This window comes from Fibrobacter sp. UBA4297 (assembly GCF_002394865.1).
Taxonomy (GTDB): Bacteria; Fibrobacterota; Fibrobacteria; order Fibrobacterales; family Fibrobacteraceae; genus Fibrobacter.
On the sequence record NZ_DGUZ01000010.1, the window covers coordinates 39,320 to 53,793 of the forward strand.

Below are 14,474 nucleotides of genomic sequence, written 5' to 3' on the forward strand. Positions count from 1 at the left end.
ATTATGGCAAGCAAGAACGAACAGGAATTCACTCAAATTGGGAGAAGTGTTCAGGTTAATGGCGACATAGCCGGAAAAACGGATTTGCGCATCGCCGGAAAAGTTTACGGAAACGTCTCTATCGATGGAGAGTTAATTCTCGAAAAGCTTGCTATTATAGAGGGCGACGTCAAATGTGGCGCCGCTATTCTTGCTGGTGTCATCAAAGGGAATGTAGATTGCAAAAGCAAACTCCTATTGCAGGATAATGCCAAAATTATCGGAAACGTAAAAGCAGAGCAGCTCATCATCAACGAGGGAGCCATCCTTCAGGGCAACTGCGACATGAACGAATCGCAGGCAAGAAAGAAAAAAGAATAATTCACCACCTATATTAAATAATACTAGATATATTTATATATGATATTTAATATTTAATGTTGTGAATAGTGGATAAAAATTTTGAGAAAGAAACGTAACTCTATGAAAATCAACAACTTACAGAAATAAACATATTGTGGATTTATGTTGAAAATTTAAAATTTATTCACTTTCTTCAACGTTGATAGATGTTGAACCTGAGTTTTCAATGTTAATTCACCAAATGTGCACGAAAGTATGTTGAAGATTCTGTGACAAAGTTCACAATTAGGTGTGTTTTTTCACAAAATGAACGAAAAAAAGTACAAAGTTTTCAATTTCTATTGCCAAAAGCTATATTCTACGAAGTTGTATGGAAAAAAAGGTTCTTAAGATTGGTCAAATCTCTGATACCCACATCGGTGCTGATGCGAGTTGTGTCCAGGATATTGATGTTCGCAAGAATTTTTTGACTGCTTACAATGCCGATTCGATGAAAAACCTGGACCTTCTTGTGATATCGGGCGACCTGGCCGATGAGGAGAGTCCGGAAGCCTATGCCTATATCGCCGGCATCCTAGAGGATTGCAAAGTCCCGGTGTGCATCATTCCCGGAAATCACGACAAGTTGGAGATTATGGAAAAGTTCTTCGACTTGAATGGGAAGGTTCACAATGGCAGGTGCTATTACCGTTACGATATTGCCGGGCGTTCTATTTTCTTTTTGGACAGTGCGGACGGAACGGTTTCGAGCGACCAGCTGCGTTGGTTAGAAGAAGAGACGGCGAAGGTAGAAGGCGAGGTCCTTTTGTTCTTGCACCATCCGCCATGCCATTGCAACCACAAGTTCATGGACTTGCGCTATGCGATGAAGAACATCGACGAAGTCCAGGCGACGCTTTCGAAGATAAATAATCTCAAGTACATTTTTGTCGGGCACTACCATAGCGAGATGGTCGAGAAGATTGGAGACAAGACGGTCTTTGTGACACCATCGACGCAGATGCAGATTGATCCGAATAGTTCGGTATTTTGTCTGAGTTCTGCTGCACCGGGCTGGCGCGTAGTTGAGTGGGGCGAAAATTTTATGGAAACAAAGGTTTATTTTTCAAATACCCCTTGAAATTCCTAAAATTATTTACTAAATTTGCAATCAATGGCGGTTTAGCTCAGTGGTAGAGCACTGGAATCATAATCCATTGGTCCGGGGTTCAAATCCCTGAACCGCTATTACAAAAAAAAGAGGCGAGTATGTCAAAAAAAATTCTAGTAATTTCACTTTTGGCAATCGCCTCTTTTTTTGTTTCCTGCTCTGAAAAGCAGCCGGAATCAAAGGCCGAGAGCCAGGTCGTGTTGCCGCAGTCGCAGCCGATTGTGCCTGTGCTTCCGTTTACGGCTCCTGCAAAATCCGTTATCACTGTTGAAAAGGCAATGACTTACGCAAAGGCAAGCAATGGTCTCATTGAGCTTGGCGTAAAGTGGTCCGAAAAAATCGACAAGGCCAAGGATTTTGAAAAAATCCAGATTCTCAATGCTTACAACGTTGCCCGTGACCAGCTTTGCGCTCGTGTAGGCTTGCAGGGCGGTATCGCGGAATTTGACTGGATTACGAATGTGGCCATGAAGAATCCGGAAAATAAGCTCGCTTTTGAAAAAGCCGGATTCAAGGTTAAGTAGTTTTTAGGTATTAGATGCGCTAAAAAACGCCGCGAAGACTCGCGGTTTTTTTTGTTTGTAGATTTCGCGACAAGTGTGGAATGACGGCGTTGAAATTTTGAATTTTACTTTTTAATCGCTTTATTATAAACAGCGATTTGGCGTTGAATGATTCTGTCCCAGGTGAAGCATTCGTCAATGCGTTTGTGTGCACCGGCAAGAAGTTTCTGAATTAAAGTCGGGTCAGCTTCAAGGCGCTTGAATGCATCGGCGAGCGCGACGGGGTCTTTTTCGGGAACGAGAATCCCGGACTCTCCATCAACAACGACATCCGGAATGCCGCCGACATTGCTTGCGACAATCGGCAGTCCAAGTTCCATCGCTTCGATGAGCACGACTCCGAGTCCTTCGGTGTCGCCCTTATGGTCGACGATTGCTGGGAGCACAAAGACGTTTGCCGTCTTGTATTCGTTTGCGAGATCTTCGGGTGAGAGTTTGCCTGTGAAAATGATATCTGCAGGACTTTCACTTCCTACTTCTAGCTTCCTATTTCGTACTGCTTCCGCTTGCTGTTTCAGCTGTTCGGTCAGGTCGCCGACACCGACAATGCGGATTTCGAACTTGTCCTTTGGCAGGTACTTTGCAGCTTCGATGAGGTAGCAGATTCCCTTGCGTTCGATGTGTCGCCCGACAAAGAGAATTTTGAACTTGGCATTTACCGGATGCGGAACGGGGAGTTGCGGCCTTTGACCACTTAGTGCTTCAGCACTTATGTGGGCATGGCCACCTTTAGGTGGTGTGTCCCCACCCTGGTGGCCACGCGCACTAAGCGATGGATCGCTAAGTGCTGTCCGCCCGCTAGAAGAGGTAGCGGATGCTGCATTTGCAGCAGAAGCGAGGGGAAGACTTGCCCCTTCGAGAGTCGTTCCGTACGGGCTCCATTCAACATTTACGTTGTGGAGCGCCTTGATTTTTCCGGCAGTGAAACTCGAGTTTGCAAAGATGGCTTGCGCTTGCCCGATGGCAAATTTTAAAAGCGGCTTGATCCATTTCTTTTTGCGGATGAGCAGAAGCTCTGCGCCGTGGAAGTTTAGTACGAGCGGGATATGGAAAAGCTTTGATGCGCCAAGTGCAATGTAGGCATGCGGGAACGGCCAGTGCGCGTGTATCACGTCGGGGCGCCATTTACGACAAATTCTAATGCACTGAAAAAATCCGTTGATGATGTAGGGGATGGCGAGCAGCTGTAGCCACGGCTTGGATGCCATTTTGCTTGGGGCGCCTTCCTCATGCGTGAGGATTTCACAGCTTGCGGGGGCGTAACGGAATCGGTTTACGCGTGTTCCGTCGATGTCGTGGCTTTTGAGTCCTTTGTAAGCGGGGGCAAGTACCTGGATTTCGACACCTGCTTTTTTCAGGTGCGCAATGGATGTGCGCAGCCACGGGACTTCGGCATCTTCTTGAAATCTTGGGTAGACAGAGCCTATGACAAGGACTTTCATTGTTCCTGCTTTGTGGCCTGCTGTGCCTGGATGTCCTGGATGCAGCTCGGATAGACGATGGGCTTGATGTTCTTTTTGAACACAAGGTCTATGATGTCGAAATTGTTCTTACTTGCTGTGCGCTGGAAACGGCCTACGAGGCGGGTCCAGCCGTCAAGTTTAGAATCCAGGAGCAAAAGTCCGATGCCGCTTTCGTGCTCGAGGAATCCGAGAATGTCGTTTCCGCGTTTGTTCTGGGAAAGCGTTTCAAGGAAAATATTCCAGAACTGCAGGGAGTTGGACTTATTCCCGAGAGTGCTCTCTATGGATTCGAAATCAAATTCTATGTACGCGAAGGAACTATTATCCTCGTCGCTGCGGATAATTTCTTCTTGACAACGTCTCTCAAAAATCTCTTCGGTGTAGATGGAGATGTTGTATTGATGTTTTTTAATCAAGTTGAAGAGGTATTCCTTCATCATTGCCCCTAATTTAGTCTATTTTTTAACCATGCAGCGATTGTTGAAATTGAAAAAAGCACTGAAGAGCAGTGTTTTGGCTACTTCGGTCGAAAATTTTAAGGCCATCAAATCAGCGACTGGCAAGTACCGTCCGATGACGGCTTTCGAAATCCAGATTTTGGAGAAAAACGGGAACAGTTGCGACGACTGGTCGAAGGTACTTGTCGAACCGGACTTTGATCCGAACCGAATTTTCCGTTCTTGTTTTATGGGCGATGTGCGCCTCCCGAAGTTTTTTGGCACGCTCCTCTTGCCGGGCGATGTTTCGGTCGCTACAGGTATTTACGACTGCATGGTCCACAACTGCATTGTTGAAAATGCCTTGATTTACAGGGTTTCTATGCTGAGCAATGTGCTTGTGCGCAGCAGTGCTGTTGTGCAGAACGTGGGAACGCTCGTCAGCAGCGGCAAGATCAATTACATGGTCGGTTCACCTATTAACGTGGGTAACGAAATGGGCGGTCGCGAGGTGCTGGTGTTCCCGGAACTCACGACGGAGCTTGTCGACTTGCAGCTTTTCCACATGGCGGAGCCGAGCGTACAGGATTCCTTTGTTGAAATGCTCAACGCCTACAGGGCCGAGCTTGCACTTCCGTTCGGTGTCGTAGGGAAGGGTGCAATTGTTTCTAATACGAACATTGTCCGCAATAGCTGGATTGGGCCGCATGCCCGCATCGAGGGTGCTGCGAAGATTCGCAATTCCATCATCATGAGTTCGCTCGAAGAATCGAGCCATGTCTACGATTCCGTGATTCTTGAAAATTCGAATGTGCAGATGGGCGTCAAGGTGCATACGGGCGCCGAGGTCCAGAGCTCTGTGCTGATGAGCCGCTGCAAGGTCGGTTGCAAGGCAATTGTGAAGTCGTCTATCATTGCGCCGTGCTGCCATATCGAGGAAGGCGAAGTCAACAGTTCTTACATGGGACCAATGACACAGATGCACCACCACTCGCTTTTGATTGCGGCGCTTTGGCCGGAAGGCTGTGGCAACTTGGGCTATGGCGCAAACGTCGGTAGCAATCACACGGGCCGCATGCCGGATCAGGAAGTGATGCCTGGCCAGGGCATGTTCTTTGGGCTTGGCGTGAATATCAAGTTCCCGTCGAATTTTCGCGAGTCTCCGTTTACTTTGATTGCAAGTGGACTCACGACTTTGCCGCAACGACTCAAGTTCCCGTTCTCGCTGATCCATGCGGGCGACCCGCAGCTGGTGGGTGTGGCTCCGCGCCTCAACGAAATTGTGCCGGGCTGGAACTATGCAAAGAACACGTATGCGCTCGATCGCAATGCGTACAAGTACGCTATCCGCGGTAAAGGCATTGTGCCGTCTACGTTCTACTCAATTTACAATCCTGAAACGGCTCGCTTGGTGTTTGATGCGTACAACCGCTTGCAGGTGAGCAAGGTCAAAGACGTTTATACGAAATCTGATATTGACGGTCTTGGTGAAAACTTCTTGCGCGAACGCGTGAGACAGAATGCTATCAAGACGTATGGTGAATATCTGGAACGTTATGTGCTCGACCTGATGCTTACGCTTGTGGAAGGCGACGAATCGCTTTCAAAGCAGTCTCCGCGCGAATTGCGTAAACTGCTTGGCGATACGAACAAGGAAATTGCACGTGTCGTAACGCTCCCTGAGACGATGGATGATTTGGTCAAGCGTTACAGGCAGCTCGACAAGGAATGGTTTGACAATGTGAGTCATGGCTTGGATCGCGATAACGAACGCGGCCGCAAGATTTTTGACGATTACGACAGTGCCCATCCGGTGGACAAGGGATTCGTGGAGTGGGAGAAAAACCGCTTTGAAGAATCGGTGAAACGCTTGAACGCTATTGCAAAAATTATTGCTTAGATGTGTGTTGAGCGGCGTGAATTTTCTGTTATGTTGTTATATATATTACTTTGTCTAGAAATTGCTTTACGAACGGTTCTTGAAATTCGTGAACGTAGAATTACGCAAATGCGCGGTGGTGTGTTTGCTGTGTTGCGATTGATTCCGCTGGTGAACGATATTGTACCGCTACCTGAAAACCGCAAGGAACCGCAGAAAAGCCAGTTCGTGGAAAAGCATGAAGAAGGTCATCGCGTGTTGCGACATTCTGTTTTGCGTAACCTGATGAAAGTTGCATTCCTGATGGTTGCCGTGTGGTTCTTTTCGGCGATGGTTGTTCGTTGGAATGCGAGTTTTATCGAAGCGGTGCTATGGCTACACCTGGCCGCGATTCCGTTCAAGTGGTTTTTCAATTGGTATTGCTGGAATCAGGAATTTGAAGCGGATGCGTATGCGTTTAAGGAAGTAGGGAAGCAGAAGGCGAAAGCTGCCATGCAGGAACTTGCCGAATGCGAAATCCCGTACACGAAGCTATTTGCCTCGGTTTACAGGGAGCACCCGACTGTTGCGCTGCGTAGCCAGAGAATCCTGAAAAAAGTGATTGGCGGACGGTAGACGGTTTTTAGTCATGCCGACGCCTGTCCTCGCGCCTGTCCTCGCTTGACGGGGATGACGGGGATGATCGGGTATCTCCTATTACTTTGCAGTATCATTTTTTTGTATATTCTTTTTGAGGTTTAAGATGTCTCGTTTTACTTCATTGAAAAGTTTCCAATTTTTCTTTTCGCTTGCGTTACTTTTAGTTGTTTCTGCTAATGCTTTTGACTTGACGGTCAAGGCAAATGTTGATAACGCACAGGTTTTTATCGGCGACAAGTTTAATTACGAAATCCAGGTCACGGCGCCTGAAAATGCGATTGTCGATTTACCGAGTTTTGTTGGTAACCTTGGCAGCTTTGAAGTCAAGGAAATGAAGAATGAAAAAATTACCGAAGGCATGCCCAAAGGTACGGCGAAGTTTACATGGCTTGCAACGCTCAATACATTTGTGAGTGGCGACTTTTTGATTGCTCCGCAAGAAGTGAACGCCGTTGTCGGTACGGATACGGTCAAGACGCACACGGACCCGGTCGCGGTCAAGGTTTCTAACCGCACGACTGGCGAAGAAACGGACATCCTCGAAGTGGAAGACCCGCTGAGCGACCCGAGACTCCCGCAGTGGCTCTATATTCTTTTTGCAGTGCTTGGCGTTGCATTGCTCGTATTTCTTGGCTGGTTCCTGCACAAGAAATTTGCAAAGCGAGGCGAAGCTCCACAGCTCCCGCCGTACGAAGAAGCTGTACTTGCTCTCAAGAATTTGCGCAACAAGAATTACCTTGCCGAAGGTAATCAGGGTGATTACTTCATGTCGCTTGGGTTCATTACCCGCCGCTACATTGAGCGCCGTTTTGAAGTCGATATTCTCGATGCGACTGTCGCGGAACTCAAGAAGCGCATGGCACATGTCGCAGGGCTTCCGCAGGCCTACAAGGAATCCGTCGTGACGCTTGCCGTCGAAACGGAACCGGTGAAGTTTGCGAAGATGAAGCTCGAAGGCGAACGCTGCACGTTCTGGATGGAATGGGCGGACCGCCTGCTCGAAGATACGAAGCCGATGCCTGAAGAAGAAAAAGAGAAGAAAGAGGCCGCAAAGGCTACTGCGAAAAAGTAGTGTGTGCAGTAAACTGTCACGAGCACGATGTATGTAGCGCTCATTCTCGCGACCAGGGAAAGTCTAAAAATACTCGGTGAGGATGAAAATGAGCCGCTGTTTCATTTGCATGGCGTAGTAAAGTAGCATAAGGCTGTTAATCGTTGTCTCTTCAGCACTGTCTATAAACTACAATAGCATTGGTGTTGAAGTGAGAAATAAAATCCTCAAGATCTTGAAGCTGATTTTGTAAGGTATCGCAGACATAATGGTTTGCAATATTTTTGAACTTTAAAATTCATTGTAAACTCACTCAGCTTTCTTTTTCTCCTTGTTTTTATGTATATTATTTCCACAAGAAGAAAGGAGATTTTATGACCGTAGTTATCGTAGTCGCAGTCATTTTCATCGTCATCGCCGTGTTCATTTCCATGTACAACGGGCTTGTGAAGCTTCGCAACAATCGCGAGAATGCGTTTGCGAACATTGACGTGCAGCTCAAGCAGCGTTATGACCTTGTGCCACAGCTTGTCTCGACGGTGAAGGGCTATGCCACACACGAAAAGGACGTGCTTGAGAGGGTGACTGCCGCACGTGCTGCCGCCATGAGTGCAACGACGATTGATGAAAAGGTTGCTGCTGACAAGGCTCTGTCCGGTGCGCTTGCGGGGCTTCGCGTTTCGCTGGAAGCTTATCCGGAACTCAAGGCGAACCAGAACTTCTTGCAGTTGCAGACGGAACTTGCGGATATCGAGAACAAGCTTGCCGCTGCCCGCCGCTTCTTCAACTCCTCGACGCGCGAATTTAACAACGCTTGCGAAGTGTTCCCGAGCAATATCATTGCAGGTATGTTCAACTTTAAGCGCGCTGCCATGTACGAGGCGACCGAAAACCGTGAAACGCTCAACAAGGCCCCTGAGGTGCGATTCTAGACGAGAGAACGGACCTTTGGTCCTACAGACGAGAGGCTAAAGAATTTTTTCTCTCGTCTCTCGTCTTTCGTCTTTCGTCTTTCGTCTCAAGTGAAGCGGATCTAAATGAAATACGTTGGACTCCAGACGCAGATTTGGCGGAATAACCGCAACACGGTGATTCTGCTTTTCATGTTCCCGGTGATTTTGCTGGGGATGGTGCTCCTTGTTATTTTGGGTCTTGATTTTTTCGGAATTCTCTGCGATTTTGTCGGGGGAGGCTGCCCGCCGAGCCATGCTTCGCAAACGAGGTATGGAGCTATGCACTGGCCCGAAATTTGGCTTTGTTTTAAAGCGGTGGTTCCGTATACGTTAATGATTGTGGGTGTATGGTTCATTATTGCCTATTGTGCCAATACCGCAATTATTCGTCATGCCACTCATGCAAAACCGGTTGAACGCAAGGAAAACTTGCGCGTCTATAATATTGTCGAGAATCTCTGCATTGCTGGCGGCATCGAGATGCCGCAAATCAACATTGTCGAGGATTCGGGAATGAATGCCTTTGCAAGCGGTGTCGACATTCCTTCGTTTACGATTACGCTTACGACTGGCCTTATCGAAAAATTGGACGACAGGGAACTCTCAGCGGTTGTGGGTCACGAGCTTACGCATATCAAGAATCGCGATACGCGCCTCATGGTGGTGTGCATTGTGTTCGTTGGAATTTTTGCGACGATACAGACGGTTTCCTTGAAATTGATGAGTGCGATTATTAGTTCTCCGCGTCGTTCTTCTAGACGCAACCGTAACAGCGGTCGTGCGGATATATATCTATTCCTGATTTTATTGCTTGTGTTTATTTGGAGTTCTATCGGCTATGTCTTCACTTGGTTCACTCGCCTTGCCATTTCCCGTAAGCGCGAGTACGTTGCCGATGCCGGCGGTGCCGAGCTTTGTGGCGACCCCTTGGCGCTTGCTTCTGCGCTGCGGAAGATTTCCAATGATCCTGGTCTTATGTCGGTGCAGCGTAACGATATTGCACAGCTTTATGTGATCCACCCGGATGAGGAATTCGATAACAATATGGGATTAAAGGGTTGGGTTGCGAAGGCGAACATCTTGTTCTGCACGCACCCGGATACACCTGAGCGCATTCAGCTGCTTGAGCAATTTTAAAAATGCCTATAATTATGGCTTAGGCGGTTTTTTCGGATTGTTTTTGTCCAGAATAGCTTTATTGATATAGTTTATGCCCTTAGCCTTGTCTGCTGCGGCAGGCGTCTGGAGCTGTATTTGTTCCAACATTAAAGCTTCGAGCTTGGACATCAGTTCGGTGGCTGTACAGCCGAAAGCATCGGCAAGGTCGCAAAATGATTTGACGGAGAGGTTGCGTTTGCCTTTTGCGACGAGACCGAGGTGCTGACAGCTAATCCCGCTATCGAGAGCGAGTTTTTTCTTCGTAATCGAAGTAGCCCCTTGCATCTGTGCTAAAAGTTCTATTTCAGCTTTTCGGATGACATCGATGTCATATCGCATTCTCCAATGTTATGAATTACCCCAAAATATCGTGCAAACAATTGTTTCCATAATTTCGAGAAATTTTTGGATTTTAGCGGTGTAATCATAATCAAAAAAGCACCCTTTGGCAGGGTGCTTCTATAAGTTTTAACTATAGCTAATGGCGCTTCTGGCTGTTTTTGATTAGAATTGGGCCTTCAAAGCAGCCGGGCATTCAACTTCTTTATAAGTGTGGTTCGGGTTGCCTGCTGCTTCCATCCATGTAGCGAGGAAGAGACAGCCTTCCTTGGCCTGGGTGTCACTTCCGAAGGACTTGTTGCATTTTTCGGTGAGGCACTGCTTACGCTTGGTCAAGAGGTCGCCGCTGTATCCGACTTCCTTTTCACAGTCGGAGAGGAGGCCGCCGTAAGTCGTGGAGTTGCTCGGGATGTTCCAGCCCATCTGGCTGCAACCATTAAATGCACCGAATCCGCCACCCGGGATCATGATGTCGAACTGACCGCCTTGCACGTCATAACCGATGTTGGATGCCATCACGACGAGAGTCTTGCCCTTGAGAGCCTGGTGGTTTGCCTTGGTTTCGTACTTGCCGGTACCAGTAAAGGTGAGGGCGAAGCACTTGCCGCATGTGGCGTCGTTACCCGGAGTTGCTGCGAATGCGTAAGCAAGCTTGTCACTCACGATTATAGGAATCTGGCTTGTGCAAGTGGTGCCTTGACCGCCGGAGCAGATACTGCCGTTCGTGTTGCCGATCGGGGTCTTGCCCTTGGCATCGCAGGTTTTGGCAGCGCCGCCGTGTTCCGGCCAGGAGCAGTGAGGCATGCAGCAGTCCCAGTAACGGGTGGCAAAGCCCTGCTGTCCACCGGCGCCTGCATTGAGGTACTTGGCTTCTTCGGCGGAAGCGTTGGGGTTGTTCTGCTGTTGCTGCTGGCTAGAAGAAGACTTTGGCTGTTCCTGCTGCTTGGAAGAGGAGGACTTTGGCTGCTGCTGTTGCTGTGAAGAAGAAGACTTCACGCTAGAGCTGGACTTCGGCTGCTGAGAAGGTGTAGAGCCGGTCATGTTCTGGCAATTCTTATTTTCAGGATCGTAGTAGCAGTTTACCTTGCAATCATTGTCGTAGGCGTATTTTTCGCCCTTGGAACCGGTCATCTGGTCGTAATAGTTAACGCACTTGCCCGAGGCGCTGTCATAGCACTGACCGTTACACTGCTTGTTGTTCGATGTGGCCGAAGAAGACTTCGGCTGTTCCTGCTGCTTCGAAGAGGAACTTGCAACAGGCTGTTGAGTTTTTTGCGAAGAGGAAGATACGGCCGGGTTCGGGGTAACGTTCTTTGCAGAGCTCGAACTCACTGCGGGGATGCCAGGGACAAAAGCAGAAGAGCTGCTTGCGACTGTGCCTGGATTTGTGCCCGGGGTGATGGCGTTCGGATCGATTCCGCCCGGAAGGAGGAGCGTCTTTCCGTCGATAGTTGCCTTGGAGCCATCAGGATAGCTGATGGTCTTGTCCGGATTTACGACAGGGAGAGTCTCGAGTTTTACATTCGTAATGATTGTGGCTCCGCTTAAATCAGTAATCGCGCCGCTTGCCACATTGTAGGTGCCAACAGGGATGCTGGCTTCGTTAGTGACGAGATAGGCGCCAGTACCGTTAGGTACGATAAGGAAAATCTGTGAGCCAGTAGTAATCATCCAGCAGTTCTGATCGACTTCAAGAGCCGGCTTAGCCAATACCGGCGGAAGTTCAGCGTTATTTGCTGCTGTGGAGGCAGGGTCTTCGGAGCAGTTCCATGCAATGAACGAAAGACCAAAAATGGCGAGGGTTTTGAATAATTTTGTCTTCATGATACAGTAAGCCCTTGTAATTAATTCACACCCTGTATTCCAATCATCCGCGGTAAAAGATAAAATCTTCTTCTCCAAAATGCTCGTAAATAAGAGTAAAAAGAACTATACAATGGTTTTTGTGAGATTATGCACAACTTATTTATTATCAAAGACTTACAAAAAAGAAAAACGCCCCTGCGCGGGGCGTTAAGTTCCGTTTTAGACATTTATATTAATATCTATCCTTGAGAACTTGCGGGCATTCCACTTCAACATAGTCGTGGAGCGGGTTGCCTGCGGCGTGCATGAAACCGGCGAGGAAGAGGCATCCCTGCTTTGCCTTCGCATCGTTGCTGAACACGCTGTTGCACTTGTTTTCGAGGCAGGTAAGAGTCTTCTTGGCATTGTACTTCGATTCCACTTCGCAGTCGGAGAGGAGACCGCCGTACTGCTGGCCCTGTCCGCCCCAGCCCATGGACGAGCAGCCGTTGAACATGCCGACGCCACCGCCCGGGATCATGATGTCGAACTGGCCCTGCTGAACGTCGCCGCCAATATTAGTCGTCATGATGATGAGCTTTTTGCCTTGGATGGCCTTGTGGTTTGCATCGGTCGAGTACTTGCCCTTGCCCGTGAATGTGAGCTGGTAGCACTTGCCACAGGAACCGCCATCGCTTGCAGGCACGGCTGCAAATGCAAAGCCCATTTCGGTACAGCCGTCGATGGTGAACGGAATCTGGCTTGTGCAGGTCATGAGGCCACCGCCGGAGCAGATGCTTCCGCCACTCCAGTCGGTGCTTTCGTTCTGTCCCTTGTTGGTGCACTGCTTGGAATAATTGCCGTGGGCATGTTCTGGCCAGGAGCAGTGAGGTTTACAGCAATCCCAGTAACGGGTTGCCCAGCCGGATCCGCTCTTGCCGCCAGTCTTCTTGATGGTCGGGCACTTGTTTGCTACAACGGCCGAGCTGCTGCTCTTGGGTGGAACGGAACTGCTGCTCTTCGGCGTAGAGGAACTGCTCTTTGGCGGCTTTGCGGAGCTGCTGTTCGGAGTCGGCGGGACATACATCGAGGAACTGCTGAAAACAGGCGGGTTATATACGCTCGATGACGATGCGATTGGTGAAACGTAGTCCACGCATTTTGCACCTGGAGTCAGGATCGGGAGCGATAAGACGTTGGCGACGGTCAGCAAGGATCCGCCGAGCGAAATGACAGCGCCTGTCGTAAAGTCGATTGCTCCGACGGGGTTACCGCTTGGGTCTGTGACAATTGCGTTGGAATAGATGAGGTAGTTGCCGGTAGCGTCTTTCAGGTGGTAGGCGTTTTCGGTAATCTTGTAGCGGATGCCGTCGCCGACGATGGAATCCGCTTTGAAAAGGTCGATGTTGTTGACGAGCGGAATGCCGGACAAGTCTACGATATTAATGTTCGGAGAATTTGGAACAGGGGTAACGGTGCCGATCTGGACGCCGGCCTCGTTGGTTACGGTCAAGTCTTTATAGATGACGTAAATTTTGTCTGCGGACAGGACCCATGCTGTTTCGCAGGACGGCATCGATGGGTTCAGCGCCAAGCTGGCGTTGCATCCGCTGCAGGGGAGGGAAGCGTCATCTCCAACAGGAGAAGACTTGTCGTCAGAACAAGAACACGCTAACACAATGGTCCCAAGCGATAGCAGGGACTTTAAAAGGGGGTATTTCATAGAAGCTCCTCGAAATTATCCCCAAACACCTTTTGTTAAAGATAGCAATTCTGTATATAATGTCTTGTAAAAAAACTTTTCATGTTGTAGTGGGGGATTAAAGCAATTTTGGAAAAGGGGTGATGGCCATTTGTAAATAATTGCCAATTGGAGATTATTGGTAGTTTGTCCGAAGTCTGCGGATGCGAATTTGGGTTGTACTTTGTATTATTTTGGGGAAGCAGAAAAAACTCAAAATATTGAAAGACAATGGGTTGGGAAGCCGGAAAAAAGGTAAAACTTTGTAAAATTTGAAAATGTAAAAATCTTTTTACAAACTGAGACGCGGAATGTGGATTGCTGAAAACTGTACCTTATTGAAGGTGTTGATAAAATGTTAGAATCTTGGTTTTATGGTTGAAATAAAATATTGAACCTTTAAAATTTGAGTAAAAAAGGGCATTTCTGTCCACCGAAAAAGGCAGGTTTTCAACACCCTGAAAACGCCGAAAAAACTGTGGATAAGTCCAAAAATCCGCATTTTTGGCGAAATTTCAAAAGAAAAAATCTTGCAAATAATCTAGAAATTATTAAATTTGTGTTCCAATTTCGCAGAGTACCGCTTCCTATGCTTTGCGAAAATACAGGGAACTCGTGTAGTTCTCTTGAACTTGAAGCGATAAACCTTCTGCTGAAGAAGAGGAAAAAATGGCAAAAGAACATTTTGACAGAAGCAAGCCGCACTGCAACATCGGCACCATCGGCCACGTTGACCACGGTAAAACCACTTTGACCGCTGCAATCTGCACCACCCTTGCTGCTAAGGGTCTTGCCGCTGCAAAGCGTTTCGATGAAATCGACAACGCTCCGGAAGAAAAGGCTCGTGGTATCACGATCAACACCTCCCACGTGGAATACACCACTGCAAATCGTCACTACGCACACGTCGACTGCCCGGGGCATGCTGACTATGTGAAGAACATGGTGACTGGTGCTGCCCAGATGGACGGTGC

General features: G+C 48.3%; 14 protein-coding genes and 1 tRNA gene. 10 read left to right on the forward strand and 5 right to left on the reverse strand.

All coding sequences use genetic code 11. The features are described from left to right. Nucleotides 1-3 precede the first annotated feature (3 nt). The 4 genes from B3A20_RS05005 to B3A20_RS05020 all read left to right on the forward strand — a co-directional run bounded on the left by B3A20_RS05005 (nt 4) and on the right by B3A20_RS05020 (nt 2,016). Complete coding sequence (locus B3A20_RS05005) at nt 4-360, forward strand: bactofilin family protein (RefSeq protein ID WP_290762537.1); 357 nt, start codon at nt 4-6, stop codon at nt 358-360. A gap of 352 nt (nt 361-712) precedes the next feature. Further along, a complete protein-coding gene (locus tag B3A20_RS05010) occupies nt 713-1,462 on the forward strand; it encodes a metallophosphoesterase family protein (RefSeq protein WP_290762539.1) in 750 nt (249 codons plus the stop codon). Between the two features lie 35 nt (nt 1,463-1,497). Further along, nucleotides 1,498-1,569: transfer RNA gene (locus B3A20_RS05015), tRNA-Met, on the forward strand. A 21-nt stretch (nt 1,570-1,590) separates the two neighbouring features. Further along, complete coding sequence (locus B3A20_RS05020; RefSeq protein ID WP_290762542.1) at nt 1,591-2,016, forward strand: hypothetical protein; 426 nt, start codon at nt 1,591-1,593, stop codon at nt 2,014-2,016. Between the two features lie 104 nt (nt 2,017-2,120). Here B3A20_RS05020 and B3A20_RS05025 read toward each other — a convergent pair whose 3' ends face one another. Both B3A20_RS05025 and B3A20_RS05030 read right to left on the reverse strand, forming a co-directional pair. Next, a complete protein-coding gene (locus B3A20_RS05025) occupies nt 2,121-3,497 on the reverse strand; it encodes a glycosyltransferase (RefSeq protein ID WP_290762544.1) in 1,377 nt (458 codons plus the stop codon). Further along, the gene (locus tag B3A20_RS05030) at nt 3,494-3,958 is read right to left on the reverse strand and encodes a hypothetical protein (RefSeq protein WP_290762547.1); all 465 of its coding nucleotides are present in this window, start codon (nt 3,956-3,958) and stop codon (nt 3,494-3,496) included. The genes B3A20_RS05025 and B3A20_RS05030 overlap by 4 nt, the downstream gene beginning before the upstream one ends. A gap of 73 nt (nt 3,959-4,031) precedes the next feature. On the opposite strand from B3A20_RS05030, the gene B3A20_RS05035 reads away from it, so the two are divergent. The 5 genes from B3A20_RS05035 (at nt 4,032) to B3A20_RS05055 (ending at nt 9,614) form a co-directional block, all read left to right on the forward strand. Continuing rightward, the gene (locus B3A20_RS05035; RefSeq protein WP_290762549.1) at nt 4,032-5,855 is read left to right on the forward strand and encodes a DUF4954 family protein; all 1,824 of its coding nucleotides are present in this window, start codon (nt 4,032-4,034) and stop codon (nt 5,853-5,855) included. Between the two features lie 30 nt (nt 5,856-5,885). After that, nucleotides 5,886-6,449 (forward strand): M48 family metalloprotease, encoded by a 564-nt coding sequence (locus B3A20_RS05040; protein WP_290762551.1) that lies wholly within the window; start codon nt 5,886-5,888, stop codon nt 6,447-6,449. 127 nt (nt 6,450-6,576) lie between these two features. Further along, nucleotides 6,577-7,545 carry a hypothetical protein gene (locus B3A20_RS05045; protein WP_290762553.1) on the forward strand — a complete coding sequence of 323 codons (969 nt, stop codon included), beginning with the start codon at nt 6,577-6,579 and terminating at the stop codon, nt 7,543-7,545. Nucleotides 7,546-7,898: 353 nt separating this feature from the next. After that, on the forward strand, nt 7,899-8,456 hold the full coding sequence (locus B3A20_RS05050) for a LemA family protein (RefSeq protein WP_290762555.1): 558 nt from the start codon (nt 7,899-7,901) through the stop codon (nt 8,454-8,456). A gap of 105 nt (nt 8,457-8,561) precedes the next feature. Beyond that, on the forward strand, nt 8,562-9,614 hold the full coding sequence (locus B3A20_RS05055) for a M48 family metallopeptidase (protein ID WP_290762557.1): 1,053 nt from the start codon (nt 8,562-8,564) through the stop codon (nt 9,612-9,614). 12 nt (nt 9,615-9,626) lie between these two features. Here B3A20_RS05055 and B3A20_RS05060 read toward each other — a convergent pair whose 3' ends face one another. From B3A20_RS05060 to B3A20_RS05070, 3 genes are all read right to left on the reverse strand, one after another. After that, on the reverse strand, nt 9,627-9,974 hold the full coding sequence (locus B3A20_RS05060) for a helix-turn-helix domain-containing protein (protein ID WP_290762559.1): 348 nt from the start codon (nt 9,972-9,974) through the stop codon (nt 9,627-9,629). A gap of 165 nt (nt 9,975-10,139) precedes the next feature. Next, nucleotides 10,140-11,798, reverse strand: coding sequence for a glycosyl hydrolase family 5 (locus B3A20_RS05065; RefSeq protein ID WP_290762561.1), 1,659 nt, complete (start codon nt 11,796-11,798; stop codon nt 10,140-10,142). Nucleotides 11,799-12,012: 214 nt separating this feature from the next. Continuing rightward, nucleotides 12,013-13,482 carry a glycosyl hydrolase family 5 gene (locus tag B3A20_RS05070; protein ID WP_290762563.1) on the reverse strand — a complete coding sequence of 490 codons (1,470 nt, stop codon included), beginning with the start codon at nt 13,480-13,482 and terminating at the stop codon, nt 12,013-12,015. A 687-nt stretch (nt 13,483-14,169) separates the two neighbouring features. Between B3A20_RS05070 and B3A20_RS05075 the strand changes: the two genes are divergently transcribed. Then, nucleotides 14,170-14,474: GTP-binding protein (locus tag B3A20_RS05075; protein ID WP_290762565.1), on the forward strand; the 305-nt coding region annotated here is incomplete at its 3' end.

Coding starts and splice junctions, on each gene's coding strand:
- B3A20_RS05005 (WP_290762537.1), top strand. CDS start 4: ATGGCAAGCAAGAACGAACAGGAATTCACTCAAATTGGGAGAAGTGTT.
- B3A20_RS05010 (WP_290762539.1), top strand. CDS start 713: ATGGAAAAAAAGGTTCTTAAGATTGGTCAAATCTCTGATACCCACATC.
- B3A20_RS05020 (WP_290762542.1), top strand. CDS start 1,591: ATGTCAAAAAAAATTCTAGTAATTTCACTTTTGGCAATCGCCTCTTTT.
- B3A20_RS05025 (WP_290762544.1), bottom strand. CDS start 3,497: ATGAAAGTCCTTGTCATAGGCTCTGTCTACCCAAGATTTCAAGAAGAT.
- B3A20_RS05030 (WP_290762547.1), bottom strand. CDS start 3,958: ATGATGAAGGAATACCTCTTCAACTTGATTAAAAAACATCAATACAAC.
- B3A20_RS05040 (WP_290762551.1), top strand. CDS start 5,886: ATGTTGTTATATATATTACTTTGTCTAGAAATTGCTTTACGAACGGTT.
- B3A20_RS05045 (WP_290762553.1), top strand. CDS start 6,577: ATGTCTCGTTTTACTTCATTGAAAAGTTTCCAATTTTTCTTTTCGCTT.
- B3A20_RS05050 (WP_290762555.1), top strand. CDS start 7,899: ATGACCGTAGTTATCGTAGTCGCAGTCATTTTCATCGTCATCGCCGTG.
- B3A20_RS05055 (WP_290762557.1), top strand. CDS start 8,562: ATGAAATACGTTGGACTCCAGACGCAGATTTGGCGGAATAACCGCAAC.
- B3A20_RS05060 (WP_290762559.1), bottom strand. CDS start 9,974: ATGCGATATGACATCGATGTCATCCGAAAAGCTGAAATAGAACTTTTA.
- B3A20_RS05065 (WP_290762561.1), bottom strand. CDS start 11,798: ATGAAGACAAAATTATTCAAAACCCTCGCCATTTTTGGTCTTTCGTTC.
- B3A20_RS05070 (WP_290762563.1), bottom strand. CDS start 13,482: ATGAAATACCCCCTTTTAAAGTCCCTGCTATCGCTTGGGACCATTGTG.